This window comes from Mycobacterium sp. M23085, assembly GCF_045343915.1.
Taxonomy (GTDB): Bacteria; Actinomycetota; Actinomycetes; order Mycobacteriales; family Mycobacteriaceae; genus Mycobacterium.
This window is the reverse complement of record NZ_CP174280.1, coordinates 2,229,410-2,253,836: the sequence shown is the minus strand read 5'-3', so window position 1 is coordinate 2,253,836 and position 24,427 is coordinate 2,229,410. Positions and strand designations below refer to the sequence as shown.

Below are 24,427 nucleotides of genomic sequence, written 5' to 3'. Positions count from 1 at the left end.
GCGGGCAAGACCATCCTCACCCGAACCGGCTTAACAGAATCAATGTCAGGGGCTTTTGGCATACTCGAACTCATGTTCGAAAAAGAGTCGGGTTATCGGTCACCGCCGGAGGTGATCGCGTACTTCGACGAGTTGTTCGAGCGGCATTATCCGTCGCGAACGCCGGTGTCGGCGGAACTGCTGGAACGGATCGGAGCGGGCGCGCGGGCGGAGAACCGGGCGGCGGCCGCGCAGCTCGCGGCCATCGGCGAGTTATTCGGCTATCGGTTGTCACGCTGCGCGGAGACTGAAAGCTGGGCCGTCGACACCGAGGCGGCGGTCAGTGCCGAGATCGCCGCCGAGCTGAGGATCAGTCAGGGCCTGGCCGGCAGCAAGGTCCGCTACGCCCGGGCGATGCGGGAGCGGTTGCCGAAGGTCGGCGCGGTGTTCGCGGCCGGGGACATCGACTTTCGCCTGTTCGCCACGGTGGTGTACCGCACGGACCTGATCACCGACCCGCAGGTGCTGGCGGCGGTCGATGCCCGGTTGGCGGCCAATGTGGCGCGCTGGCCGTCGATGACGCCGGGACGGCTGGCCGCCCAGGTGGACAAGATCGTCGCGCTGGCCGACGCGGACGCGGTGCGACGCCGCAAGGAGCGGGTGACCGACCGCGAGATCTGGATCGCCGATGCGGGCGATGGCATCTCGCATATTGAAGGCAGCCTGTTGAGCCCGGACGCACATGCGCTGGATCAACGGTTGAATGCATTGGCGGCCACGGTGTGTGAGAAGGACCCGCGCAGCCGCGACCAGCGCCGCGCCGATGCGCTGGGCGCGTTGGCCGCCGGTGCGGACCGGTTGGGGTGCCGGTGCGGACGATCGGAGTGCACCGCGGGGAACCGACCCGCATCGGGCCCGGTGGTGGTCCATGTGATCGCCGAGCAGTCCACGCTGGGCGGCGGCCAGGCGCCGGGCGTCGAGATGGGTGCTGGCGGGCTGATCCCGCCGGAGCTGCTCGCCGAAGTGGCCGCCTCGGCCAAGCTGGTGCCGCTGGTCCATCCCGGTGATGCGCCTGCCGAGCCCGGTTACCTGCCGTCCAAGGCGCTGGCCGATTTCGTGCGCTGCCGGGATCTGACGTGTCGTTGGCCGGGCTGCGACCGCCCGGCCACCGACTGCGACCTCGACCACACGATCCCGTACGCCGACGGCGGCCCCACGCACGCGTCCAACCTGAAGTTACTTTGCCGCACACATCATCTGGTGAAAACCTTCTGGGGATGGCGTGACCAGCAATTACCCGACGGCACGTTGATCCTGACCTCCACGGCGGGGCACACCTACGTCACCACCCCCGGCAGCGCACTGCTGTTTCCCAGTCTGTGCCATGCCACCGGCGCGATACCCGCCGTCGAAGCCGACCCGCCCCTGGATTACTGCGCCGACCGGACCGCGATGATGCCCCGACGCAGGCGCACCCGCGCCCAAAACCGCGCCCATCGCATCGCCACCGAACGCCGGCAAAACCGCGACGCCCGGGCTGCCCGGGCGGCCCCGTCGGCGAGCTACGCCTGGCCCGCCACCCACGGATGCGACGAGGATTCACCGCCGTTTTAGGTGCAGAATTTCCCCATCTCGCTCGCCTTCGCGCAGAATTTGGCTCTGAGCTGGTCGTCCCCTAGACTCTAGGGGTTGCCTTGGGCAGACCTCGGCCGGTGTGAATCGGCCCCGCGTGCCCTTCGGTGACAAAGACCGCGCACGTCAGGTTGGTGGGTCATGCCCGCTGAATGCCCATCCAGGTGGGTTCTCCTGCCGTGCACACGCAACCAGGTCAGGAGATCGAGTGATTCAGCAGGAATCGCGACTGAAGGTCGCCGACAACACCGGCGCCAAGGAGATCTTGTGCATCCGTGTGCTCGGCGGTTCGTCGCGACGCTACGCCGGCATCGGTGATGTCATCGTCGCCACCGTCAAGGACGCCATCCCCGGCGGCAACGTCAAGCGGGGGGACGTCGTCAAGGCCGTCGTGGTGCGCACGGTCAAGGAGCGGCGCCGTCCCGACGGCAGCTACATCAAGTTCGACGAGAACGCCGCGGTGATCATCAAGCCCGACAATGACCCGCGCGGGACGCGCATCTTCGGGCCGGTCGGCCGCGAACTGCGCGAGAAGCGGTTCATGAAGATCATCTCGCTGGCCCCGGAGGTTTTGTAAATGAAGGTCAAGAAGGACGACACCGTCCTGGTGATCGCGGGTAAGGACAAGGGCGCCAAAGGCAAAGTGCTGAAGGTCTACCCGGACCGCGAACGCGTGCTGGTCGAGGGCGTCAACGCGATCAAGAAGCACACCGCGGTTTCGACCAACCAGCGCGGAGCGCAGTCGGGCGGCATCGTCACCCAGGAAGCGCCGATCCACGTCTCCAACGTGATGGTGGTCGACTCGGACGGTAAGCCCACCCGCGTCGGTTACCGGGTCGACGAGGAGACCGGCAAGCGGGTCCGTATCTCCAAGCGCAACGGCAAGGACATCTGATGAGTACTGCAGAAAAAGTTCAGCCGCGCCTGAAAGAGCGCTACCGCAACGAGATTCGTGACTCGCTGCAGCAGCAGTTCGGCTACGCCAACGTCATGCAGATCCCGACGGTGACCAAGGTCGTGGTCAACATGGGTGTGGGCGACGCGGCGCGGGACGCGAAACTGATCAACGGCGCGGTCAACGACCTGAGCCTGATCACCGGGCAGCGCCCCGAGATCCGCCGCGCGCGCAAGTCCATCGCGCAGTTCAAACTGCGTGAGGGCATGCCGATCGGCGCGCGGGTCACCCTGCGTGGGGACCGGATGTGGGAATTCCTGGACCGGCTCACCTCGATCGCGCTGCCCCGTATCCGCGACTTCCGCGGGCTTTCGCCCAAGCAGTTCGACGGCGTGGGCAACTACACCTTCGGGCTCGCCGAGCAGTCGGTGTTCCACGAGATCGACGTGGACAAGATCGACCGGGTCCGCGGCATGGACATCAACGTCGTCACCTCGGCGACGACTGACGACGAAGGACGAGCGCTGTTGCGGGCCCTCGGCTTTCCCTTCAAGGAGAACTGAGTAGATGGCAAAGAAGGCACTGGTCAACAAGGCCGCACGCAAGCCGAAGTTCGCGGTGCGCGGCTACACCCGTTGCAACAAGTGCGGCCGCCCGCGCGCGGTCTTCCGCAAGTTCGGCCTGTGCCGGATCTGCCTGCGCGAGATGGCGCACGCGGGCGAACTGCCCGGCGTGCAGAAGAGCAGCTGGTAACAGCCCAAACCCCAAGACCAACCCACACAAGGTGCGCGACAGGCCCGGACCGGGAACCACCGCGAGGAAGGTGACAGACACTGTCATGACTGCGACAACGACGATGCAGAGCGCAGCGATGAAGAGGAGTGGCGCTCGATGACCATGACGGACCCGATCGCAGACTTCTTGACACGTCTGCGCAACGCCAATTCGGCGTATCACGACGAGGTGACGTTGCCGCACTCGAAACTGAAGGCAAACATCGCCCAGATCCTCAAGAGCGAGGGTTACATCACCGACTACCGGACCGAGGATGCTCGGGTCGGCAAGTCGCTGGTCGTTCAGCTCAAGTACGGTCCGAGCCGGGAGCGAAGCATCGCCGGCCTGCGCCGCGTGTCCAAGCCCGGTTTGCGGGTGTACGCGAAATCCACCAATCTGCCGCGCGTGCTCGGCGGCCTGGGTGTGGCGATCATCTCCACCTCCTCGGGCCTGCTCACCGACCGCCAGGCAGCCCGACAGGGCGTGGGCGGCGAAGTCCTCGCGTACGTCTGGTAAGGGCGGGGAGGTAACGAAAGACTATGTCTCGCATTGGTAAGCAGCCGGTTCCGGTCCCGTCCGGAGTCGACGTGACGATCGAGGGTCAGAAGGTGTCGGTGAAGGGCCCCAAGGGCGTCCTGGATCTGACGGTGGCCGAGCCGATCACCGTGTCGCGCAACGACGATGGCGCGATCGTGGTCACCCGTCCAAACGACGAGCGGCGCAACCGCTCGTTGCACGGACTGTCCCGCACTCTGGTCTCCAACCTGGTGACCGGAGTGACGCAGGGCTACACCACCAAGATGGAGATCTTCGGCGTCGGTTACCGGGTGCAGCTCAAGGGCGCCAACCTCGAGTTCGCGCTGGGCTACAGCCACCCCGTGGTGATCGAGGCCCCGGACGGCATCACGTTCGCCGTCCAGTCGCCGACGAAGTTCTCCATCACCGGGATCGACAAGCAGAAGGTCGGCCAGGTCTCGGCGAACATCCGCCGCCTGCGCCGCCCCGACCCGTACAAGGGCAAGGGCGTGCGCTACGAGGGTGAGCAGATCCGCCGCAAGGTCGGAAAGACAGGTAAGTAATCATGGCGCAAACAAACACCGCCTCGCGAAAGCCGGTGGGGCAGAGCGTTTCCGCGACTCGGCGGGTTTCCCGGCTGCGCAGGCACGCACGACTGCGCAAGAAGATCGCCGGTACCCCGCAACGTCCGCGGCTGGTGATCAACCGGTCCGCGCGACACATCCACGTGCAACTGGTCAACGACGAGAACGGGACCACGGTGGCCGCCGCGTCGTCGATCGAGGACGACGTGCGCAGCCTGCAGGGCGATAAGAAAGCCCGCAGCGTGCGGGTGGGCCAGCTGATCGCCGAGCGTGCCAAGGCCGCCGGCATCGACAGCGTGGTCTTCGACCGTGGCGGATACACCTACGGCGGACGGATCGCGGCGCTGGCCGATGCCGCACGCGAGAACGGATTGCAATTCTGATGACTGAAAGCGTGAACACGACTGGAAGGACCGCATAATGGCGGAGCAGCCGGCCGGCGGACAAGGCGCCGGCGACAGCCGCGACTCGCGCGGTGACCGCGACAGCCGCGGTCGTCGTGGCGACGGCGGCCGTGGTGGCCGCGACCGCGACGGCGACAAGAGCAACTACCTGGAGCGGGTTGTCGCGATCAACCGTGTCTCCAAGGTGGTCAAGGGTGGTCGGCGATTCAGCTTCACCGCGCTGGTGATTGTCGGCGACGGCAACGGCATGGTCGGTGTCGGCTACGGCAAGGCCAAGGAAGTTCCCGCGGCCATCGCCAAGGGTGTCGAGGAGGCCCGCAAGGGCTTCTTCCGGGTGCCGCTGATCCGCGGGACCATCACGCACCCGGTGCAGGGCGAGGCGGCCGCCGGCGTGGTGCTGCTGCGCCCGGCCAGCCCCGGTACCGGTGTGATCGCCGGTGGCGCCGCCCGCGCGGTGCTGGAATGCGCCGGCGTGCGCGACATCCTGGCCAAGTCGCTGGGTAGCGACAACGCGATCAACGTGGTGCACGCGACCGTCGCCGCGCTCAAGCTGCTGCAGCGTCCCGAGGAAGTGGCCGCCCGCCGCGGCCTGCCCATCGAGGACGTCGCGCCGGCCGGAATGCTCAAGGCGCGCCGCGAAAGTGACGCGATGGCCAGTGCGGCCGCACGAGAGGCCCAGACTTCGGGGGCACAACCATGAGTAGTCAACTGAAAATCACCCAGGTGCGCAGCACCATCGGCGCCCGCTGGAAGCAGCGTGAGTCCCTGCGCACCCTGGGTCTGCGGCGGATTCGCCACTCGGTGATCCGCGAGGACAACGCGCAGACCCGCGGCCTGATCGCGGTGGTCAGCCACCTGGTCGAGGTGGAGCCCGCCCAGGCGACGGCCACGGGCACCGGAGGTAGCACGAAATGACGATCAAACTGCACGATCTCAAGCCGGCGCGCGGGTCGAAGACGGCCCGCACGCGGGTCGGTCGCGGTGAGGGCTCCAAGGGCAAGACCGCCGGTCGCGGCACCAAGGGCACCAAGGCACGCAAGAACGTGCCGGCGACCTTCGAGGGTGGCCAGATGCCGATCCACATGCGGCTGCCCAAGCTGAAGGGCTTCCGTAACCGGTTCCGCACCGAGTACGAGATCGTCAACGTCGGCGACCTCAATCGGCTTTTCCCGCAGGGCGGTTCGATCGGCGTGGACGACCTGGTGGCCAAGGGCGCGGTGCGCCGCAACTCGCTGGTCAAGGTTCTCGGCGACGGCAAGCTGACGGTCAAGGTCGAGGTGACCGCGCACAAGTTCAGCGGCAGCGCGCGCGAGAAGATCACCGCCGCAGGCGGTTCGGCGACCGAGCTGTCCTAGCTAGCTCAGCTGCGGAATCACTTCTGCGGCAAGGCGTTCCATCTGCTCGCGGTTCTCTCCCGTGTCGATGCCGACCGGATTCAGTAGCACCATCTGCGCCCCGGCGTCGATGACCTCACGTAACCCGCGCGCCACGTCGTCGGGCGTGCCGGACACCGGCACGTCCTGCACGCCGGGCATCTTCCCGTAGATGCGCTCCAGCCCGTCGAGCACGCGTTCCCGGGCCTTGGCGGCGTCGTCGTCGACCATCAGGTAGACGCGTTTGCCGATGGTGAAATTCGCGGGATCCTTGTGTTGCTCGTCCAGCTCGCGGCGCACCACGGTCACGGCGCCGGCGAACGCCTCGGTGGTCGACGAGCCGGCGCCCATGAACGAGTCGCCGTGCCGCACCGCGCGGGCCAGCGCCTTGGGCGCCAGGCCACCGAACCAGATCGGTGGGTGCGGCCGCTGCACCGGCTTGGGCTGGATCGGCAGGTCGTCGACGTCGCGGAACCGGCCGTGAAACGTCACCCTCGGCTCGTCGGACCAGGCCGCCTTCATCAGCTCCAGGCCCTCGGTGAAGTACGAGATGAAGGTGTCCTTGTCCACGCCGAAGGCGGCGAATTGCCGTCTACCGCCGCCCGGCGCGACACCGATGTCCAGCCGGCCGTGGCTGAGCCGGTCGACGGCGGTGGCGGCCGACGCCAACTGCAGTGGGTCGTGCAACGACGTCACCAGGACCGCGACGCCCAGGCGCAGCCGTTCGGTGCAGGCCGCGCAATACGCCAGCAGCTCCAGCGGTGCCAGCAGCGGTGTGGGCCCGATGATCTGCTCGAGCAGCCAGCCACCCTCGAACTCGAGCTCTTCGGCGCGCGCGAGAAAAGCGCGCAAGCCGGCTCCGTCGAAGCCGTCGTAGTCGAGCTGCGGGATCGCGATGGAAAACCTCACCCGACCACCGTACGGCCGCGCATCGGTAGTCTGCAGAGATGTTCGCTTTCCTGCCTTCGATCCCCGGCCTGTCAAAAGGGGTCGACGAGGTCCGGGCGCTGGCCGGCCGGGTCGATACCGCCCGCCATCACGGCGTGCCCGACGGTTGCGTGCTCGAAATGGACCTGCGCTCGATGCCGCCGGAGACGTCGGGCTTCGATCCGCTGGCCATCATCAGCGGGGCCAACCGGCCGGTCGCGCTGCGCGACATGGTGGCGGCCATCTACCGGGCTGCCGAGGATCCGCGGGTGGCCGGGCTGATCGCGCGCGTGCAACTCACCGCGTCGCCGTCGGCCGCGGTGCAGGAGCTGCGCGAGGCCGTCGTCGCGTTCACCGCCACCAAGCCGTCACTGGCCTGGGCCGAGACCTACCCGGGCACCCTGTCGTACTACCTGGCTTCGGCGTTCGGCGAGGTCTGGATGCAGCCCGCCGGAAGCCTCGGACTGATCGGCTTCGCCAGCAATGCCACCTTCCTGCGCGACGCGTTCGACAAGGCCGGGATCGAAGCCCAATTCGTCGCGCGCGGCGAATACAAGTCGGCCGCAAACCGTTTCACCGAGCACGGCTTCACCGAGGCCCACCGTGAGGCCGTCACCCGGATGCTGCAGAGCCTGCAGGAGCAGGTGTGGGAAGCGGTGGCACAATCGCGCAAGCTCGACGCCGGTGTGCTCGACGCGCTGGCCGATCGCGCCCCGCTGCTGCGTGCCGAGGCCGTGTCCTCCGGCCTTGTCGACCGCATCGGCTTCCGCGACGAGGCCTACGACCGCATCGCGGAACTGGTTGGGGTGCAAGATGTTTCAGAGAAGAACGCACCGCCGCGGCTGTACCTGTCGCGCTATGCCGGTGCGACCCGCTCCCGGCTCACCCCGCCGGTGCCCGCGGTTCCCGGACGCCGATCCAAGCCGACGGTGGCCGTCATCAACATCAACGGCACGATCGTCGACGGGCGTGGCGGACCGCAGTTCCTGCCGTTCGGCGGCTCCACCGTCGGAAGCGACACCATCGCCCCGGCGCTGCGAGAGGCCGCCGCCGACGAATCGGTGTCCGCGATCGTGCTGCGGGTGAACAGCCCCGGAGGGTCGGTGACCGCATCCGAAACCCTGTGGCGCGAGGTGAAAAAGGCCCGCAAACGCGGCAAGCCCGTGGTGGCGTCGATGGGTGCCGTCGCCGCGTCCGGCGGCTACTACATCGCGGTGGCCGCCGACACGATCGTGGCCAGCCCCGCGACCATCACCGGTTCGATCGGCGTGATCACCGGCAAGCTGGTGATTCGTGATCTCCTGGAGCGCCTCGGCGTCGGGCTGGATGCCGTGCGCACCAACGCCAATGCCGATGCCTGGTCGATCGAGACACCGTTCACCCCCGAGCAGCGCGCCCACCGGGAGGCCGAGGCCGACCTGGTGTACGCCGACTTCTTGGAGCGGGTCGCCGAAGGCCGCAATCTGACCACCGAGGCCGTCGATCGCGTCGCCCGGGGGCGGGTGTGGACGGGCGCCGACGCACACGAGCGAGGCCTGGTCGACGAATTGGGCGGCTTCCGAACCGCGCTGCGCCGCGCGAAAATCCTTGCCGGACTTGACGAAGACGCCGACGTGCGCGTCGTGACCTACCCGGGCGGCTCGCTAATGGACATGCTGCGACCGCGGGCCTCCTCGCAACCGGCCGCCGCGTCGGTGCCCGACGCGCTGGGTGCGCTGCTGGGCCGCACCCTTGGCGGAATGCTGGACGACGTGCAACGGTCCTACAGCGGGGCCAGCGCGTTGTGGCCGGGGTCCTGGCGGCTCTAGTCCAGCTTGGCGCTGATGAAGACGATCTCGCCAAGGGGGTCGTCGTTCTCCGGCGCGGGCGGCTCGATGCCGTTGCGCGCGAACAGTTCCGTTCGCGTCACGCCCTCGGCCCGCCATCCGATACCGGACAGATAGTCGATGACGTGGTTGCGTTCGCCGGCGTAGACCAGCGAGGCCATGTCGATGTCGACGCCGTGCTCGCGAAACGAGCCGGATAGCTCGCGCACCCGCTCGGCATCGAAATCCACGATGCCGGGCACGAATTCGGTGGCGATGGTGCTGCCCGGTGCGCTGAGCGCGGTGATGTTGTCGAACAGCCGATCCTGGGCGTCGGGCGGCAGATAGATCAGCAGACCCTCGGCCAGCCAGGCCGTCGGCGCCGCCGTGTCGAATCCCGCCGCCTTCAGCGCGGTCGGCCAGTCCGCGCGCAGATCGATCGGTATGGTGCGCCGCGACGCGGTCGGCTCGGCGCCCACATCGGCCAGCGTGGTGCTCTTGAACTCGATCACCCGCGGCTGGTCGATCTCGTAGACCACCGTGCCGGCCGGCCACGGCAACCGGTAGGCCCGCGAGTCCAGTCCGGAGGCCAGGATCACCACCTGCCGCACCCCGGCGCCGGTGGCGCCGACGAAGTAGTCGTCAAAGTACTTGGTGCGCACGGCCATTCCGTCGACCATCGACTGGATGCGCACCGGCGAGGCGTTCTCGATCGCATCCACATCGAGGTCGCCGTCCATCATCTTGGTGAAGAAGTCCACCCCGACCGCGCGCACCAGCGGCTCGGCGAACGGATCGTTGATCAGACCCCGGGGATCCTTGCTGGCCAGCGCCCGGGCGGCCGCGACCATGGTCGCGGTCGCGCCGACGCTGGACGCCAAATCCCACTCATCGTTGTGAGTGCGTGACATAGCCGACAACCCTACTTGAGGGTGGCGGCGACGTAGCTCAGCTCACCGAAGGTGGCCGCCATTTCGTCCTCGGGGAACTGGAACCCGTTGCGGGTATACAACTCCCGAGCGGGCGACGGGGTGACCTGCCAGCCCTTGCGGGTCAGGTAGTCGACCACGACGTTGCGCTCACCCCGGTAGAACAGGTCGGCCGCGTTCAGGTTGAAACCAAAGCGCTGCCAACGTTCGGAGATGCGCGCCAGGCGCTCATCGGAGAACGCGTGCGGGTCGGAGACGTGTTCGGTCGCCAGCCGGCTACCCGGCGCGCTGAGCGCGGTGATGTTGTCGAACAGCCTGTCCTGCGCTTCCGGCGGCAGGTAGGGCAGCAGCCCCTCGGCGCTCCACGCCGTCGGTTGGGTGACGTCAAATCCCGCCTCCCGCAGCGCCGCCGGCCAGTCCTCGCGCAGGTCGATGCTGACGGTGCGGCGCTCGGCGGTGGGAGCCGCGCCGAGACCGGCCAGCGTGTCGGTCTTGAAGGCGATGACGTCCGGCTGGTCGATCTCGTAGACCACGGTGCCGGCCGGCCAGGGCAACCGGTAGGCCCTGGTGTCCAACCCGGACGCCAGGATAACCGCCTGCCGCACACCGTCTTTGGTGGCGCCGATGAAGAAGTCGTCGAAAAACCTGGTGCGCACCGTGATCTGCTCGGCCCGCGACCTACGGTTGAAAAGCGGGTCGTCCTCGAAGTCGATCTCGCCGTCGATGACGCGGATGAACGGGTCCAGCCCGACCGCACGCACCAGCGGGTCGGCCAGTGGGTCATCAAGCAGGGGGTTGGGTCCCTGTGACGCCACGGCGCGGGAGGCGGCGACCATGGTGGCCGTCGCTCCCACGCTGTGTGCCGGACCCCAGCTGTCGCCGTCGGTGCGTCCCGCCTCGGTGGTCATTGCGCTGGCTCCTATTTCTCGCCGAGCGTGCCGCTGGTGTACAGCATCTCGCCCATGCGCATGTCGTCGTCGGTAAGAGGGTCAAGTCCATTGGCCGCGAACAGTTCTGTGATGCTGGCGCTGTTCAACCGCCAACCGCGGTCGGCCAGGTACGGGGCCGCTTCGTTGCGGTCGCCGAAGTAGACCAGTCCCGCCATGTCCAGCTCGAATCCGTGCGCGCGCCAGCGTTCGGAGATCGCCTGCATGCGCTCCTTCATCTTCTCCTCATCGCCGGGCTCGGGATTGGGCGCGCTTTCGGTGGCCAGCCGGCTGCCCGGCGCGCTGAGCTCGGTGATGGTGTCCAGCAGGCGGTCCTGCGCCTCGGGCGGCAGGTAACCGAGCAGACCCTCGGCGCTCCACGCCGTCGGCTGCGCGGGGTCGAACCCCGCGCTGCGCAACGCGGTGGGCCAGTCGTCGCGCAGGTCGACGGCGACCACCCGCCGTTCGGCGGAGGGTGCGGCGCCCAGATCCGCCAGCGCGCGGGTCTTGAATTCGATGACCTGCGGCTGGTCCACCTCGTAGACCACCGTCCCGGCCGGCCACGCCAACCGGTACGGGCGGGCGTCCAGCCCGGAAGCCAGGATCACCGCCTGCTTGATGCCCGCATTGGTGGCATCCAGGAAGAACTCGTCGAAGAACTTGGTGCGGACCGCCATGTTGTCGGCCATCCGCGACATCGCCCCGGCGGACCCGGTGGCGCCGTCGTGAACGTCGTTCAACTCGGCAGGATCCAGCTCGCCGCCGGCCAGCCGGGAGAGCAGGTCCACGCCGACCAGCTTGACCAGCGGCTCGGCGAAGGGGTCGTTGATCAGCGGTTGGTCGGCCCGGGTGGCCATGGCACGGGCGGCCGCGACCATGGTCGCGGTCACGCCGACGCTGGACGCCAGGTCCCAGGTGTCGCCGTCGTACCTGGTGGAAATCATTTGTGTGCCCCTATCGGAGGTAGTCAATCTAATACTTAGCCGATATAACAAGCTTCCCCCACTGTACGCTTCCCGCGATTCGCGGCAACCTTTACTGATGGCGTACGCGGCGACGGGTAAACGGGTGTTCATCACGGGCGGGGCGGCGGGGATGGCGTCGCGGTGAGGGCGCTCGTCTACGGCGTGCCGCCGGAGCCCTTCGAGGTACCCGATGACGCCAATCCACTGACCCAGAACCTGGCCCGCACCCCGACCGCCCTGCGCGATCTGCCGGATCCACAACTGCCGCACCAGGATTGGGTGATCACCCGGCCGCGGCTGACCGGCATCTGCGGGTCGGATTCCAAGCAGATCCTGATGGACTTCGGCGAAGGCGACGCGGACAACGCCATGGCCGCGTTCTGTTCGTTCCCGCAAGTCATGGGCCACGAGGTGGTCGCCGACGTGGTGGCGCTGGGCCCCAAGGCCCGGGGACTGCAGGTGGGCGCGCGGGTGGTGCTCAACCCCTGGCTGTCCTGTGGACCCCGCGGCATCCAACCGCCCTGCCCCGCATGCGAAGACGGCGATTACAGCCTGTGTTGGAGCTTCACCGACGGCGACATCAGGCCCGGCATCCATACCGGGGTCTCGGCCGACGTGACGGGCGGTTACGCCGAGCTGATGCCCGCCCACGACAGCATGTTGTTCGCCGTGCCGGAGTCGATCCCCGACGAGACGGCCGTGTTCGCCGACCCGTTCTCGGTGTCGCTGCACTCGATCACCCGGCACCCGCCGCCGCGCTCCGGTGCCGCACTGGTGTACGGGGCCGGTTCGCTGGGGCTGTGTGCGGTCGCGATCCTGCGGGCGCTGTATCCCGACGTCGCCGTCGCGGTGGTGGCGCGCTTCGCCGCGCAGGCCGAACTGGCCCACCGGTTCGGCGCCGCGAAAGTCCTTGTGCACGAACCGCGTACGAGCCTCATCGAAGAGATCGTCGGGTGGGGCGGTGGCCGGCTGCGCCAGCCGCTGCGGGGCCTGCCGATGGCGCACCCCGGCGCCGTCGACGTCGTCTACGACACCGTCGGCAAGCCCGAGACTTTCGAGGTCGGCGTGCGGGTGCTGCGGTCGCGAGGGACGTTGGTGAAGGCCGGCGTTCATGCCCCCGGCCGGTGGGAGGACAGCCCGCTCTACTTCAAAGAGCTCTCGTTCGTCGGCTCCAATGCCTTCGGCGTCGAAGAGGTGGACGGGCAGCGCAAGCACGCCATCGCCCACTACCTCGACCTGGCAGCCGCGGGCCGGGTGGACCTGCGCCCCATGCTCACCCACACCTTCCGGCTGCAGCAGTGGCGTGAGGCGTTCCACGCGATCGCCAATCAGGGCGAAAGCGGCGCGGTGAAAGTGGGGATCGACCAGCGCTAGTGTTGTGAGTCGTTAATTCGCTTGCAGTAGTTGGCGATGGATTCGAGGATTTGATCGGCGGTCTTGGTCCAGACGTAGGGGCGCGGGTTGTCGTTCCAGGTGTCGATCCAGGCGCGGATGTCGGTGTTGAGTTGGCGCACCGAGGTGTGGGTGCCACGGCGCAGTTTTTTGGTGGTCAGTTCGGCGAACCAGCGCTCGACGAGGTTGAGCCAGCTTGAGCTGGTCGGGGTGAAGTGCAACACGAAGCGTGGGTGAGCGTTCAGCCAGCGTTTGACCTGCGGTGTTTTGTGCGTGGAGGCATTGTCCAAGACGACATGGCAGTCCAAGTCGGCAGGCACCGCGGTGTCGATCTTCTTGAGGAAGGCCAGAAATTCCTGGGCGCGGTGACGCGAGTGCAGGGCACCGATGACCTGGCCGGTGGCCAGATCCAGGGCGGCATACAAGCTCGAGGTGCCATGGCGGACGTAGTCGTGGCTGGCTCGCGCCGGCGTGCCGGGCAGCATCGGGAACACCGGTGCGGTGCGGTTGAGGGCCTGGATCTGGGTTTTCTCATCCACGCACAACACCACCGCCCGCTCGGGTGGGTTCAGATACAACCCGACGACGTCACGGACCTTCTGGACAAACAGCGGGTCTTTGGACAGCTTCCACGAATCCTGTTTGTGCGGAGCCAATCCGAACGCCCGCCACACCCGCGAGACCATCGACTGGCTCAAACCCAGATGCTCGGCCATCGACCGCGTCGACCAGTGCGTGGCATCGGGGGGCGTGGTCTCTAGCGTCGCGGTGATCAACGCTTCAATCCGCTCATCACCGACCACCCGGGGCCGGCCCGGGCGCGGCTCGTCGAGCAATCCCTCCAGGCGGTCAGCGGCAAAGCGATTACGCCACTTGGTCACCATTCCCCGCGTGATACCCAGATCGCGTGCTACCGCGGTATTACTCGAATCCCCTTCGCAGGCAAGCACAATCCGCGAGCGCAAGGCCAACGCCTGGGCGCTCTTGGGGCGGCGCGCCCACCCCTGCAACTGCTCACGTTCCTCATCGGTCAACACCACGGGCACAGCAATCGGACTCGGCACACCCCAAGTCTACCCAGTGATCGCGAATTAACGACTCGCGACACTAGGTGTTGGCGCGCAGATAGCCGTAGACCGACGCGAAGTTGCGATTGACCTCCTCGGGGATCGGCACCGGCCCACCGAGCGCCCGTGCACCCCAGACAATTTGGGCTGTCCGCTCGACCAGTGCGGTGATGTGCAGCACCTTGTCGGGCCGCGGCCCCACCGCCACCAGGCCATGGTTGGCGATCAGCGCGGCGCCGCGGCCCTCTAGCGCCTTCACGGCGTTGGCGCCGACCTCCGGCGTGCCGGACGCCGCGTAGTCGGTGCAGCGGACGTCGCCGCCGCAGTACACCGCGAACTCGTCGATGCACGCCGGGATCGCTTGGTGGGCGATGGCGAACATGGTCGCCCACACCGGATGGCTGTGGATGACGCTGCCGATGTCGGCGAAGGCGGAAAAGCAGGCCAGGTGCAGCTGCATCTCCGACGACGGGGAGCGGCCGTCGGCCGCCTGCAGCACCGAGCCGTCCGCGTCGACGAGCACCAGGTCGTCGAGCTGCATGTCGCGGTAGTCCACCGACGACGGGGTGATGACGATGTTGCCGTCGGCGCGGCGCGCCGAGATGTTGCCGGCCGTCCCCTCCACCAGGCCGCGGCGCAGCATGTCCTTGGCGGCGTCCAGCACCGCGGTTTCCGGGTCGTCGACGAACTTCATGGCCCCAGCACCTCCGGGTTGACGATATGAGCGGGGGCCCTGCCGGCCAGCAGCGCTTCCAGGTCGTCGGCCACCATCTGCGCCTGCCGCGCCTCGGTGTTGAACGTGGCGCCCCCGATGTGCGGCGTCAGCACGACGTTTCCCATTCCCACCAGCGGGTGATCGGCCGGCAGCCATTCGCCGGCGAAGTGGTCGAGCCCCGCGGCGCCCACCTTGCCCCCGACCAGGGCGTCGACCAGTGCATCGGTGTCGTGCAGCTGGGCGCGGGCGGTGTTGAGGAAGACCACGCCGTCGCGCATGGCCGCGAACTCGCGCGCGCCGATCATGCCGGCCGTGTCGTCGGTGACCGGGGCGTGCAGCGAGACCACGTCGGCCTCGCCGAGCAGCTCCGCGAGGCTGTGCCGGGCCTCGGCGTTATACGGGTCGTGCGCGATGACCCGCAGGCCCAGCCCGGACAACCGCCACCGCGTCGCGCGGCCGACGGCGCCCAGGCCCACCAGCCCGGCGGTGAGCCCGGCGATCTCGGCGGCGCGGAACCGTTGATAGGGGATGGTGCCGTCCCGAAAGATGTTGCCGCTGCGCACATCCGCGTCCGCGGGCAGCACGTGCCGAGTGGCGGCCAGCAGCAGGGCCACCGTCATCTCGGCGACCGCATCGGCGTTGCGGGCCGGGGTGTTCAGCACCGGAATGCCGGCCGCGGTGGCCGCCGCGATGTCGACATTGTTGGGATCGCCGCGGGTGGACGCGATCGCCCGCAAATCCAGGTCGAACACCGGGCCGCGCACCGAATCGCTTTCCACCACCACGATTTCGGCGGCCTCGCGGGTGATCCGCTCGGCCAGCTGCTCGGCGTCGTAGATGCGCAGCGGGGTCTGCTCGAGCCAGGGGTCGTACACCACGTCGGCCAGCTCCCGCAGTTTGGCGAAGCCCGGCCCCCGCATGGGGGCGGTCACCAGGGCGCGTGGTTTAGCCGTCACGAGTGCCAATGCTGGCGTACGGTGACGCCCGTGTCACGCAACGACGTCACAATCGGCATCGACGTCGGCAGCACCGCGGTCAAGGCGATATCCGCCGACGCCGACGGCAACGTCACCGCGCGCGTGCGCATCCCGCACGAGCTACGGGTACCGGCACCCGACCGGCTGGAGCACGACGCCGAGGCGGCGTGGCTGCGGGGGCCCTCGGCGGCCCTGAACGAGCTGGCCCACCAACCCGGCATCGCGGCGGCGGCGGTCTCGGCGATGGTGCCGTCGATGACGGCCGTCGATGACACCGGCACACCGATCACGCCGGGACTGCTGTACGGCGACGGCCGGGGCCGCACGCCCGGGGGTGACGCGCAGCCGCTGCCCGCGCTGGGCGAGGCCGCCGAGTTCTTGCGCTGGACGGCCGCCCACGCGCCCGGCGCCGCCGGCTACTGGCCGGCGCCGGCCGTGGCCAACCACGCGCTGTCGGGCCAGGCGGTGATCGACGTCGCCACCGCGGCCACGGCGTTTCCCTTGTTCGACGGCACCGGCTGGAATCCCGACGCATGCGCCGAGCACGGCGCGGCCGTCGGGCAGCTGCCGCGGGTTCAGAGCATGGGAGCCGCCATCGGGCAGCTGCGCGGCACCGATGCCGTACTGGCCACCGGCGCCATCGACGCGCTGTGCGAACAGATCGTCGCCGGCGCCGACCGCGAGGGCGACGTGCTGGTGATGTGCGGCACCACGCTGATCGTGTGGACGACCATTTCCGAGGCCCGGCAGATGCCCGGTCTGTGGACCATTCCGCACACCGCGCCCGGCAAGAGCCAGATCGGCGGGGCCAGCAACGCCGGCGGGATGTTCCTGGGCTGGGTGGATGGCGTTGTGGCACCGGCGGATCCGACCGACGTCGAACCCGGGCGCGTCCCGGTGTGGGCGCCCTATCTGCGCGGCGAGCGCACGCCGTTCCACGACCGGGACCGCCGGGGCGTGCTCGAGGACCTTGACCTGACCCACGACGCCGCCGCGCTGCGGCGGGCCGCCTACGAGGCGTCAGGCTTCGTGGTCCGCCGGCTCATCGAACTGTCCGGGGCGCCGGTGTCGCGCATCGTGGCCACCGGCGGCGGCACCCGGGTGGGGCCGTGGCTGCAGGCCATCGCGGACGCCACCGGACGGCCGGTCGAGGTATCCGGGGTGGCGGAAGGGGCCGCCCTGGGGGCGGCGTTCCTGGCGCGGATGGCGGTCGGGCTCGAGACGAGCGTCGGCGATGCCGCCCGATGGGCGCGCACCGAGCGCATCGTCGAGCCCGATCCCGCCTGGGCGGGCGCGGTCGACGATCGGTATCAGCGCTTCCAGGAGCTGGGAAACCGTAGATCTAGCGCGGTGACACCACCGGCGTTCTAGGCTGGTGACATGACCGACCAGGACCGCAAAGCCGCCCGCCGCGAAATCGCCGACGCACTGTTGAAAGCCCTTGAACGACGGCACGAAATCGCCGACGTCGTGGTGGAATCGGAGAACAAAGCGGCGGCGGTGGAGGCGATCGTCCGCTTGCTGGACACCTCGCACGTCGCCGCGGAAGCGGTGATGGGCATGTCGTTCGATCAGCTCACCATCGACTCGCGCCGCAAGATCCTCGCCGAACTCGAAGACCTGAACAAGCAGCTGAGCTTCACCCTGGGGGAGCGGCCGGCGAGCCTGGGGGAGACGCTGGAGCTGCGGCCGTTCTCCGCCGCGGCCGACCGCGACATCTTCGCCGTGCGCTGCCAGGACATCGGCTTCGCCGGTGACGGTTCCGGTGGGCCGGCCGGGACGGTGGACGACGAGATCAGCGCCGCGCTGCGCCGGGTGGACGACGAAGAGGCCGCGTGGTTCGTGGCCGTCGATTCCGGGCAGAAGGTCGGCATGGTGTTCGGCGAGCTGGTCCGCGGTGAGGTCGACGTGCGGATCTGGATTCACCCCGAACACCGCAAGCGGGGTTACGGCACCGCCGCGCTGCGCAAGTCGCGCTCGGAGATGGCGTGGTGTTTCCCCGCGGTGCCGATGGTGGTGCGCGCGCCGGCGGCCAACCCCGGCTGAGCCTCAGCGCAGAACGGCGTCGACCGCGATGCTGTTGCGCAGCGACTCCAGGCTGTCACCCGGCGGGACGGGCAGCCCGGCCTCGGCGAACATGTCGGCGCGGGTGCGCGTGCAGACCTGCCAGCCATGGTCGGTCAGATACTGCGCCGCCGGAGTGCGCTCGCCGCGGTAGACCAGTGTCGACACGTCGACGTCGAAGCCGAATTGCCCCCAGCGCTTGGCCATCGCCTTCGCGCGTCTTTCCAGCAGGTGCGGCGTGCCGCCGTCGTGGTATTCGGTGGCCAGCCGGCTGCCCGGGGCGCTGAGCGCGGTGATGGCATCGAACAGCCTGTCCTGCGCCTCCGGCGGCAGATACATCAACAGGCCCTCGGCGCTCCATGCGCTGGGTCGCGACTCGTCGAACCCCTTGTCCCGCAATGCGCTGCCCCAGTCATCGCGCAGGTCGACCGACACCGTGCGCCGCTGGGCGGTGGGCTGGGCGCCCAACTTGGCCAGCGTCGTGGACTTGAAGTCGATGACGGCGGGCTGGTCGACCTCGTACACCACGGTGCCCGCCGGCCAGGCCAGCCGGTACGGGCGTGAGTCCAGGCCGGACGCCAGGATGACGACCTGACGGATGCCGGAAGCGGTTGCGTCGGTGAAGAAGTCGTCGAAGTAGCGGGTGCGCACGGCCATCATGTTGACCATCCGCTGCAGGTTGAACTCCGCGTCCGGGTCGGCGTCGGCATCGAGACCGCCCGTCTCGTCGGTGATTTCACCGTCGAGCACCCGGATGAAGAACTCGGCACCCACCGCGCGGACCAGCGGGTCGGCGAACGGATCGTCGATCAGCGCGCCGGGCTGCTCACCGGCCAGCGCCCGGCAGGCGGCGACCCAGGTCGCCGTGGCGCCCACGCTCGACGCAAGGTCCCAGGTGTCCTGATCGGTGCGCGTCACTTGGCCTCCTTGGTCAATGTCGCGGTGACGTATCGAATGTCGCCGAAGGCGGCCATCGACGATTGATCGGGGAAATCGAAGCCGTTGGCCGCGTAGAGTTCGGCAGTGCTGTGCACCGACGCCTGCCAGCCCTGTCCGGACAGGTAGGTCACCACGTCGTTGCGTTCGCCGGGATAGACCAGGTCGGCCCAGTTGAGGTCCAGCCCCATGCGCCGCCAGCGCTCGCTGATCTCGCGGCCACGCTTCTCGATGCGGCCGCGGATGTCGGGCACGTAGCCGGTGCCGATCCTGCTGCCGTTGGCCGACAGCGCGGTGATGTTGTCGAACAACCGGTCCTGTGCATCCGGCGGCAGATAACCCAGCAGCCCCTCGGCGCTCCACGCCGCCGGTGCACCCGCGTCAAACCCGCTGTCGGCCAACGCGGCCGGCCAGTCGTCGCGCAGGTCGACGCCCACCGCCCGCCGGTCGGCGCTCGGTGTGGCGCCCAGCTCCGCCAGGGTGCGGGTCTTGAACTCGATCACCCGGGGCTGGTCGATTTCGTAGACCACGGTCCCGGGTGGCCAGGCCAGCCGGTAGGCCCGGGTGTCCAGCCCCGAGGCCAGGATGACGGCCTGGCGGATACCGGAGTCGGCGGCGGCGAGGAAGAACGAGTCGAAGAACCGGGTGCGCACCGCCATGCCCTCGCCAAGGCGCCGCGGGGTGAACGCCGGATCATCCTCGGGTGTGTCGATCTCGCCGTTCATCATCCGGATGAAGGCTTCGACCCCGACCGCCCGCACCAGCGGCTCGGCGAAGGGATCGTCGATCAACGGGTCGGGGCCCCTGGCGGCCAGCGCCCGCCGGGCGGCCACCGCGGTGGCGGTGGCGCCCACGCTGGACGCCAGATCCCAACTGTCGCCGTCTGATCGCTTGCTGTCGGTTTGCGGCATGGCGGTCTCCTCGGTTGATGGTGCCCCTAACGCCCCTAACGGAGAGTTGCGGTGACGGCGACGATGTTGCGGAACTGCGCCATCGCCTCGTCGTCGTGGAATTGCAGGCCGTACTCGCCGAACAGTTCGCGGCGCGGCCGGGCCGCCACCTCCCAGCCCTTGCCGGTCAGGTAGTCGACGACGTTGCTGCGCTCGCCGTCGAAGAACAGCCCCGACAGGTCGATGTCGCAGCCGACCTTGGCCCAGCGGTCGTTGAACTCCTGAGCGCGTTGCGACATCGTCGTGCCCGCGGTGTCGGGGTGGTACTCGGTGGCCAGCGAGCTGCCGGGGGCGCTGAGTTCGGTGATGTTGTCGAAGAGCCGGTCCTGGGCGTCGGGCGGCAGGTACATCAGCAAGCCTTCGGCGCTCCACGACGTCGGCTGTGTCGCGTCAAAGCCGCTGGCGCGCAACGCGGCCGGCCAGTCATCCCGGAGATCGATGCTGACCGTGCGCCGTTCGGCGGTCGGTGCGGCGCCCAGACTGGACATCGTGGTGCTCTTGAACTCGACGACGGCGGGCTGGTCGACCTCGTAGACCACGCTGCCGGGCGGCCAGCTCAGCCGGTAGGCGCGGGCGTCCAGGCCGGCCGCCAGGATCACCGCCTGGCGCACCCCGTCGCGGGCGGCGTTGAGGAAGAAGTCGTCGAAGAAGCGGGTGCGCACGGCGATGGAGTCGGTCTCCAGCCCAAGATCCTTGCCGCTGCCCTCGTACCCGTCGGAGTCGGCGACCTCACCGTCGACCAGCCGCCGGAAGAAATCCAGGCCGACGGCGCGCACCAGCGGGGCGGCGAACGGGTCGTGGATGATCGGGTTGGCGGCCTCGCTGGCCAGTGCTCGGGCCGCGGCGACCATCGTGGCGGTGGCGCCGACGCTCGAGGCCAGGTCCCAGCTGTCTTGGTCAGTGCGTGTCATGCTGCCCCTAAGTTACTTAGCAAATGCAACGAGTCAGCTGAACTCTACGCCTCGCGGCTTACGGGTTCCTGTGTTTTTCTCCGGTGTTGCGGCGGCGGCGTGAACACCCGCTGAACGGGGCCGCGCGGGGCGGGAAAACGGCCCGCCAAGGCGCCGAGCAAAGGCCCTCACCGGACCTGCCCGGACCAGCTGTTAGTCTCGTACACGGTTTGACGCGCTGTAGATTAGTCGGCCGTACGTCCTGGCCTGCGGGTGTTGGGCGCGTGATGTAGGAAACCCCGGCTGCGCAGGAGGAAGAGTTGCTTTCCGCTTTCATCTCATCGCTGCGGACAGTCGACCTGAGACGGAAGATCCTCTTCACGCTTGGCATCGTCGTCTTGTACCGGGTCGGCGCCGCCCTACCGTCCCCTGGCGTCAACTATCCGAACGTCCAGCAGTGCATCAAAGAGGCCAGCGGCGGCGCGGCCGGCCAGATCTACTCGCTGATCAACCTGTTCTCCGGCGGTGCGCTGCTCAAACTCACCGTGTTCGCGGTGGGGGTGATGCCCTACATCACCGCCAGCATCATCGTGCAGCTGCTCACGGTGGTCATCCCGCGGTTCGAGGAGCTGCGCAAGGAAGGCCAATCCGGCCAGGCCAAGATGACGCAGTACACCCGTTACCTGGCCATCGCGCTGGCCATCCTGCAGGCCACCAGCATCGTGGCCCTGGCGGCCAACGGCGGGCTGCTGCAGGGCTGCTCGCTGGACATCATCGCCGACCAGAGCATCTTCACCCTGGTGGTCATCGTGCTGGTGATGACCAGCGGGGCGGCGCTGGTGATGTGGATGGGTGAGCTGATCACCGAGCGCGGCATCGGCAACGGCATGTCCTTGCTGATCTTCGTGGGCATCGCCGCGCGGATCCCCGCCGAGGGCAAGACGATCCTGGACAGCCGCGGCGGGATGATCTTCGCCGCCGTCCTGGTCGCCGCGCTGGTCATCATCGTCGGCGTGGTGTTCGTCGAGCAGGGCCAGCGCCGGATCCCGGTCCAGTACGCCAAGCGGATGGTCGGCCGGCGCATGTACGGCGGAACCTCGACCTATCTGCCGCTCAAGGTGAACCAGGCCGGTGTTATCCCGGTGATCTTCGCGTCCTCGCTGATCTACATACCGCACCTGATCACCCAGCTGATCCGCAGCGGCAGCGGCGGGGTGGGCAACACCTGGTGGGACAAGTTCGTCGGCACCTACCTGTCCGACCCGAGCGATCCGGTCTACATCGCCATCTACTTCGGCCTGATCATCTTCTTCACGTACTTCTACGTGTCGATCACGTTCAACCCCGACGAGCGCGCCGACGAGATGAAGAAGTTCGGCGGGTTCATTCCCGGCATCCGGCCGGGCAAGCCGACCGCCGACTACCTGCGTTTCGTGCTGAGCCGGATCACCCTGCCGGGCTCGATCTACCTGGGTGCGATTTCGGTGCTGCCCAACTTGTTCGTGCAGATCGGCAACGGCGGAGCGGTGCAGAATCTGCCGTTCGGCGGTACCGCGGTGTTGATCATGATCGGCGTGGGCTTGGATACGGTCAAGCAGATCGAGAGTCAGCTCATGCAGCGCAACTATGAAGGGTTCCTCAAGTGAGAGTCGTTTTGCTGGGACCGCCGGGGGCGGGCAAGGGAACGCAGGCCCAGAAGCTCTCGGAAAAGCTGGGGATTCCGCATCTGTCCACCGGTGATCTGTTCCGCAGCAACATCGAGAACGGCACCGAGCTGGGCCTGGAGGCCAAGCGCTACCTGGACGCGGGCGACCTGGTGCCCTCCGAGTTGACCAACCAGCTCGTCGACGACCGGCTGAACAACCCGGACACCGCGAACGGCTTCATCCTGGACGGCTACCCACGCTCGATCGAGCAGGCCAAGGCGCTGCACGAGATGCTGGGTCGCCGGGGCACCGACATCGACGCGGTGCTGGAATTCCGGGTCTCGGAGGACGAGTTGCTGCAGCGGCTGAAGGGCCGCGGGCGCGCCGACGACACCGACGACGTCATCCTGAACCGGATGAAGATCTACCGCGACGAGACCGCGCCGCTGCTGGACTACTACAGCCACCAGCTCAAGACGGTCGACGCCATCGGCAGCATGGACGAAGTGTTCGCCCGCGCGCTGCGGGCGCTGGGCAAGTAGGGATGAGCCCGCTGGCGCGGCTGCGGAGTCGCAAGGTGGTGCCGCAGCGCAGTGCCGGCGAACTCGACGCCATGGCCGCGGCGGGCGCGGTGGTCGCGGCAGCGCTGCAGGCGGTCCGCGCGGCCGCGGTTGCCGGGGTGTCGACGCTGAGCCTGGACGACGTCGCCGAGTCGGTGATCCGCGACGCCGGCGCGGTGCCGTCGTTCCTCGGTTATCACGGCTACCCCGCGTCGATCTGCTCGTCGGTCAACGAGCGGGTGGTGCACGGGATCCCGTCGGCCGCCGAGATTCTGGTGCCCGGTGACCTGGTGTCGATCGACTGCGGCGCGGTGCTGGACGGCTGGCACGGTGACGCCGCGATCAGCTTCGGTGTCGGGGCGCTGGATACGGCCGACGAAGCGCTGTCGCAGGCCACCAGGGAATCGCTGGAGGCCGGGATCGCGGCGATGGTGCCCGGTAACCGGCTGACCGACGTGTCGCACGCCATCGAGATGGGCACCCGCGACGCCGAGGCCCGCCACGGGCGGGCCTTCGGCATCGTCGAGGGCTACGGCGGCCACGGCATCGGCCGCCAGATGCACATGGACCCGTTTTTGCCCAACGAGGGCTCGCCCGGGCGCGGCCCGCTGTTGGCCGCCGGATCGGTGCTGGCCATCGAACCCATGCTGACACTGGGAACCGGCAAGACCGTGGTGCTCGACGACCAGTGGACGGTGATAACCACCGACGGGTCGCGCGCGGCGCACTGGGAGCACACGGTCGCGGTCACCGACGCCGGTCCGCGCATCCTGACCTCGGCTTCTTAGCACGGCTAGCCTTGAACTCGCCGCGATCGCAAGCGCGGCGAAGCCGGGCGCAGCGGGTCGGGGCCATTGAACTCGCCGCGATCGCAAGCGCGGCGAAGCCGGGCGCAGCGGGTCGGGGCCATTGAACCCAGCGTCCACTCGCCTCGTTTCAGTAGTCGGAGGTGATCGAGTGGCTCGGGTTGCTGGCACTGGAAGGGCGTCCGGGGCTGCCGAGGCCGCTCTGATGAAGGCGCTGTACGACGAACACGCCGCGGTGCTGTGGCGCTACGCGCTGCGGCTGACGGGGGACGCCAGCCAGTCCGAGGACGTGGTCCAGGAGACGCTGTTGCGGGCCTGGCAGCACCCGGAGGTCGTCGGCGACACCGAGCGGTCGGCGCGCGCGTGGTTGTTCACCGTGGCCCGCAACATGATCATCGACGACAGGCGCAGCGCGCGGTACCGCAATGTCGTCGGCTCCACGGACGTGTCGGGGGCGCCCGAACAGTCCACGCCGGATGAGGTCAATGCGGCGCTGGACCGGTTGCTGATAGCGGACGCGATGGCCCAGTTGTCCGCCGAGCACCGAGCGGTGATCGAACGGTCCTACTACCGCGGCTGGACCACCACACAAACCGCTGCAGACCTCGGCATCGCTGAGGGAACGGTGAAGTCGCGACTACACTATGCCGTGCGGGCGTTGCGACTCACTCTGCAGGAACTTGGGGTCACCCGATGAGGGGCTCCAGCTGCTTGA

At 68.4% G+C, this 24,427-nt stretch carries 29 protein-coding genes; 19 read left to right on the top strand and 10 right to left on the bottom strand.

Features of this window, described 5'->3' with window-relative positions; all coding sequences use genetic code 11:
- The first annotated feature begins 72 nt into the window (after positions 1–72).
- From ACIUM1_RS10205 to rplO, 11 genes are all read left to right on the top strand, one after another.
- Complete coding sequence (locus tag ACIUM1_RS10205) at positions 73–1,593, top strand: HNH endonuclease signature motif containing protein (protein WP_406817623.1); 1,521 nt, start codon at positions 73–75, stop codon at positions 1,591–1,593.
- A 226-nt stretch (positions 1,594–1,819) separates the two neighbouring features.
- On the top strand, positions 1,820–2,188 hold the full coding sequence (rplN, locus tag ACIUM1_RS10200) for a 50S ribosomal protein L14 (RefSeq protein ID WP_003403649.1): 369 nt from the start codon (positions 1,820–1,822) through the stop codon (positions 2,186–2,188).
- On the top strand, positions 2,189–2,506 hold the full coding sequence (rplX, locus tag ACIUM1_RS10195) for a 50S ribosomal protein L24 (protein ID WP_406817044.1): 318 nt from the start codon (positions 2,189–2,191) through the stop codon (positions 2,504–2,506).
- Entirely contained in the window at positions 2,506–3,069 is a 564-nt protein-coding gene (rplE, locus tag ACIUM1_RS10190; protein ID WP_406817043.1) for a 50S ribosomal protein L5, read from the top strand. Before rplX ends, rplE begins: the two co-directional genes overlap by 1 nt.
- A 4-nt stretch (positions 3,070–3,073) precedes the next feature.
- A complete protein-coding gene (locus ACIUM1_RS10185; protein ID WP_003873499.1) occupies positions 3,074–3,259 on the top strand; it encodes a type Z 30S ribosomal protein S14 in 186 nt (61 codons plus the stop codon).
- Positions 3,260–3,397: 138 nt separating this feature from the next.
- On the top strand, positions 3,398–3,796 hold the full coding sequence (rpsH, locus tag ACIUM1_RS10180) for a 30S ribosomal protein S8 (protein WP_406817042.1): 399 nt from the start codon (positions 3,398–3,400) through the stop codon (positions 3,794–3,796).
- A 23-nt stretch (positions 3,797–3,819) separates the two neighbouring features.
- Positions 3,820–4,359, top strand: a complete 540-nt coding sequence (gene rplF, locus ACIUM1_RS10175) for a 50S ribosomal protein L6 (protein WP_406817041.1) — start codon at positions 3,820–3,822, stop codon at positions 4,357–4,359.
- 35 nt (positions 4,360–4,394) lie between these two features.
- Entirely contained in the window at positions 4,395–4,763 is a 369-nt protein-coding gene (gene rplR, locus ACIUM1_RS10170) for a 50S ribosomal protein L18 (protein WP_007773555.1), read from the top strand.
- 37 nt (positions 4,764–4,800) lie between these two features.
- Positions 4,801–5,484 carry a 30S ribosomal protein S5 gene (rpsE, locus tag ACIUM1_RS10165; RefSeq protein ID WP_406817040.1) on the top strand — a complete coding sequence of 228 codons (684 nt, stop codon included), beginning with the start codon at positions 4,801–4,803 and terminating at the stop codon, positions 5,482–5,484.
- Positions 5,481–5,699: a 50S ribosomal protein L30 gene (gene rpmD, locus ACIUM1_RS10160; RefSeq protein WP_406817039.1), complete on the top strand. Its 219-nt coding sequence runs from the start codon at positions 5,481–5,483 to the stop codon at positions 5,697–5,699. Before rpsE ends, rpmD begins: the two co-directional genes overlap by 4 nt.
- Complete coding sequence (rplO, locus tag ACIUM1_RS10155; protein ID WP_406817038.1) at positions 5,696–6,139, top strand: 50S ribosomal protein L15; 444 nt, start codon at positions 5,696–5,698, stop codon at positions 6,137–6,139. The genes rpmD and rplO overlap by 4 nt, the downstream gene beginning before the upstream one ends.
- Here the strand turns inward: rplO and ACIUM1_RS10150 are convergent, their stop codons facing one another.
- On the bottom strand, positions 6,140–7,066 hold the full coding sequence (locus ACIUM1_RS10150) for an LLM class flavin-dependent oxidoreductase (protein WP_406817037.1): 927 nt from the start codon (positions 7,064–7,066) through the stop codon (positions 6,140–6,142).
- Positions 7,067–7,104: 38 nt separating this feature from the next.
- On the opposite strand from ACIUM1_RS10150, the gene sppA reads away from it, so the two are divergent.
- Positions 7,105–8,892 carry a signal peptide peptidase SppA gene (gene sppA, locus ACIUM1_RS10145; protein WP_406817036.1) on the top strand — a complete coding sequence of 596 codons (1,788 nt, stop codon included), beginning with the start codon at positions 7,105–7,107 and terminating at the stop codon, positions 8,890–8,892.
- Here sppA and ACIUM1_RS10140 read toward each other — a convergent pair.
- The 3 genes from ACIUM1_RS10140 to ACIUM1_RS10130 are packed head-to-tail and all read right to left on the bottom strand — an operon-like array spanning position 8,889 to position 11,688.
- Positions 8,889–9,800, bottom strand: a complete 912-nt coding sequence (locus ACIUM1_RS10140; protein WP_406817035.1) for a class I SAM-dependent methyltransferase — start codon at positions 9,798–9,800, stop codon at positions 8,889–8,891. The two genes, sppA and ACIUM1_RS10140, sit on opposite strands and share 4 nt — an antisense overlap.
- 11 nt (positions 9,801–9,811) lie before the next feature.
- The gene (locus ACIUM1_RS10135; RefSeq protein WP_406817034.1) at positions 9,812–10,726 is read right to left on the bottom strand and encodes a class I SAM-dependent methyltransferase; all 915 of its coding nucleotides are present in this window, start codon (positions 10,724–10,726) and stop codon (positions 9,812–9,814) included.
- Between the two features lie 11 nt (positions 10,727–10,737).
- The gene (locus ACIUM1_RS10130; RefSeq protein WP_406817033.1) at positions 10,738–11,688 is read right to left on the bottom strand and encodes a class I SAM-dependent methyltransferase; all 951 of its coding nucleotides are present in this window, start codon (positions 11,686–11,688) and stop codon (positions 10,738–10,740) included.
- 162 nt (positions 11,689–11,850) lie between these two features.
- Here ACIUM1_RS10130 and ACIUM1_RS10125 point away from each other — a divergent pair, with 162 nt between their 5' ends.
- Positions 11,851–13,083 carry a zinc-binding dehydrogenase gene (locus tag ACIUM1_RS10125; protein WP_406817032.1) on the top strand — a complete coding sequence of 411 codons (1,233 nt, stop codon included), beginning with the start codon at positions 11,851–11,853 and terminating at the stop codon, positions 13,081–13,083.
- On the opposite strand, the gene ACIUM1_RS10120 is transcribed toward ACIUM1_RS10125, so the two are convergent.
- The 3 genes from ACIUM1_RS10120 to ACIUM1_RS10110 are packed head-to-tail and all read right to left on the bottom strand — an operon-like array spanning position 13,080 to position 15,839.
- On the bottom strand, positions 13,080–14,165 hold the full coding sequence (locus tag ACIUM1_RS10120; RefSeq protein WP_406816264.1) for an IS630 family transposase: 1,086 nt from the start codon (positions 14,163–14,165) through the stop codon (positions 13,080–13,082). The genes ACIUM1_RS10125 and ACIUM1_RS10120 overlap by 4 nt on opposite strands.
- Positions 14,166–14,208: 43 nt before the next feature.
- Positions 14,209–14,862, bottom strand: coding sequence for an L-fuculose-phosphate aldolase (locus tag ACIUM1_RS10115; RefSeq protein WP_406817031.1), 654 nt, complete (start codon positions 14,860–14,862; stop codon positions 14,209–14,211).
- Positions 14,859–15,839, bottom strand: coding sequence for an NAD(P)-dependent oxidoreductase (locus ACIUM1_RS10110; protein ID WP_406817029.1), 981 nt, complete (start codon positions 15,837–15,839; stop codon positions 14,859–14,861). The genes ACIUM1_RS10115 and ACIUM1_RS10110 overlap by 4 nt, the downstream gene beginning before the upstream one ends.
- 30 nt (positions 15,840–15,869) lie before the next feature.
- On the opposite strand from ACIUM1_RS10110, the gene ACIUM1_RS10105 reads away from it, so the two are divergent.
- Entirely contained in the window at positions 15,870–17,231 is a 1,362-nt protein-coding gene (locus tag ACIUM1_RS10105; RefSeq protein ID WP_406817028.1) for an FGGY-family carbohydrate kinase, read from the top strand.
- Positions 17,232–17,240: 9 nt separating this feature from the next.
- The gene (locus ACIUM1_RS10100) at positions 17,241–17,906 is read left to right on the top strand and encodes a GNAT family N-acetyltransferase (RefSeq protein WP_406817027.1); all 666 of its coding nucleotides are present in this window, start codon (positions 17,241–17,243) and stop codon (positions 17,904–17,906) included.
- 3 nt (positions 17,907–17,909) lie between these two features.
- Here the strand turns inward: ACIUM1_RS10100 and ACIUM1_RS10095 are convergent, their stop codons facing one another.
- From ACIUM1_RS10095 to ACIUM1_RS10085, 3 genes are read right to left on the bottom strand one after another with little or no spacing between them, the layout of a single operon-like run.
- Positions 17,910–18,842 carry a class I SAM-dependent methyltransferase gene (locus ACIUM1_RS10095; RefSeq protein WP_406817026.1) on the bottom strand — a complete coding sequence of 311 codons (933 nt, stop codon included), beginning with the start codon at positions 18,840–18,842 and terminating at the stop codon, positions 17,910–17,912.
- Positions 18,839–19,771: a class I SAM-dependent methyltransferase gene (locus ACIUM1_RS10090; protein WP_406817025.1), complete on the bottom strand. Its 933-nt coding sequence runs from the start codon at positions 19,769–19,771 to the stop codon at positions 18,839–18,841. Before ACIUM1_RS10090 ends, ACIUM1_RS10095 begins: the two co-directional genes overlap by 4 nt.
- A gap of 35 nt (positions 19,772–19,806) precedes the next feature.
- Positions 19,807–20,721, bottom strand: a complete 915-nt coding sequence (locus ACIUM1_RS10085; protein WP_406817024.1) for a class I SAM-dependent methyltransferase — start codon at positions 20,719–20,721, stop codon at positions 19,807–19,809.
- Positions 20,722–21,020: 299 nt separating this feature from the next.
- Here ACIUM1_RS10085 and secY point away from each other — a divergent pair, with 299 nt between their 5' ends.
- From secY to ACIUM1_RS10065, 4 genes are all read left to right on the top strand, one after another.
- Positions 21,021–22,346 (top strand): preprotein translocase subunit SecY, encoded by a 1,326-nt coding sequence (secY, locus tag ACIUM1_RS10080; RefSeq protein ID WP_406817023.1) that lies wholly within the window; start codon positions 21,021–21,023, stop codon positions 22,344–22,346.
- Positions 22,343–22,888 (top strand): adenylate kinase, encoded by a 546-nt coding sequence (locus tag ACIUM1_RS10075; RefSeq protein WP_406817022.1) that lies wholly within the window; start codon positions 22,343–22,345, stop codon positions 22,886–22,888. The genes secY and ACIUM1_RS10075 overlap by 4 nt, the downstream gene beginning before the upstream one ends.
- A gap of 2 nt (positions 22,889–22,890) precedes the next feature.
- Complete coding sequence (gene map / locus ACIUM1_RS10070) at positions 22,891–23,694, top strand: type I methionyl aminopeptidase (protein WP_406817021.1); 804 nt, start codon at positions 22,891–22,893, stop codon at positions 23,692–23,694.
- Positions 23,695–23,917: 223 nt separating this feature from the next.
- Positions 23,918–24,409, top strand: coding sequence for a sigma-70 family RNA polymerase sigma factor (locus ACIUM1_RS10065; RefSeq protein WP_406817622.1), 492 nt, complete (start codon positions 23,918–23,920; stop codon positions 24,407–24,409).
- The last annotated feature ends 18 nt before the right edge of the window (positions 24,410–24,427 follow it).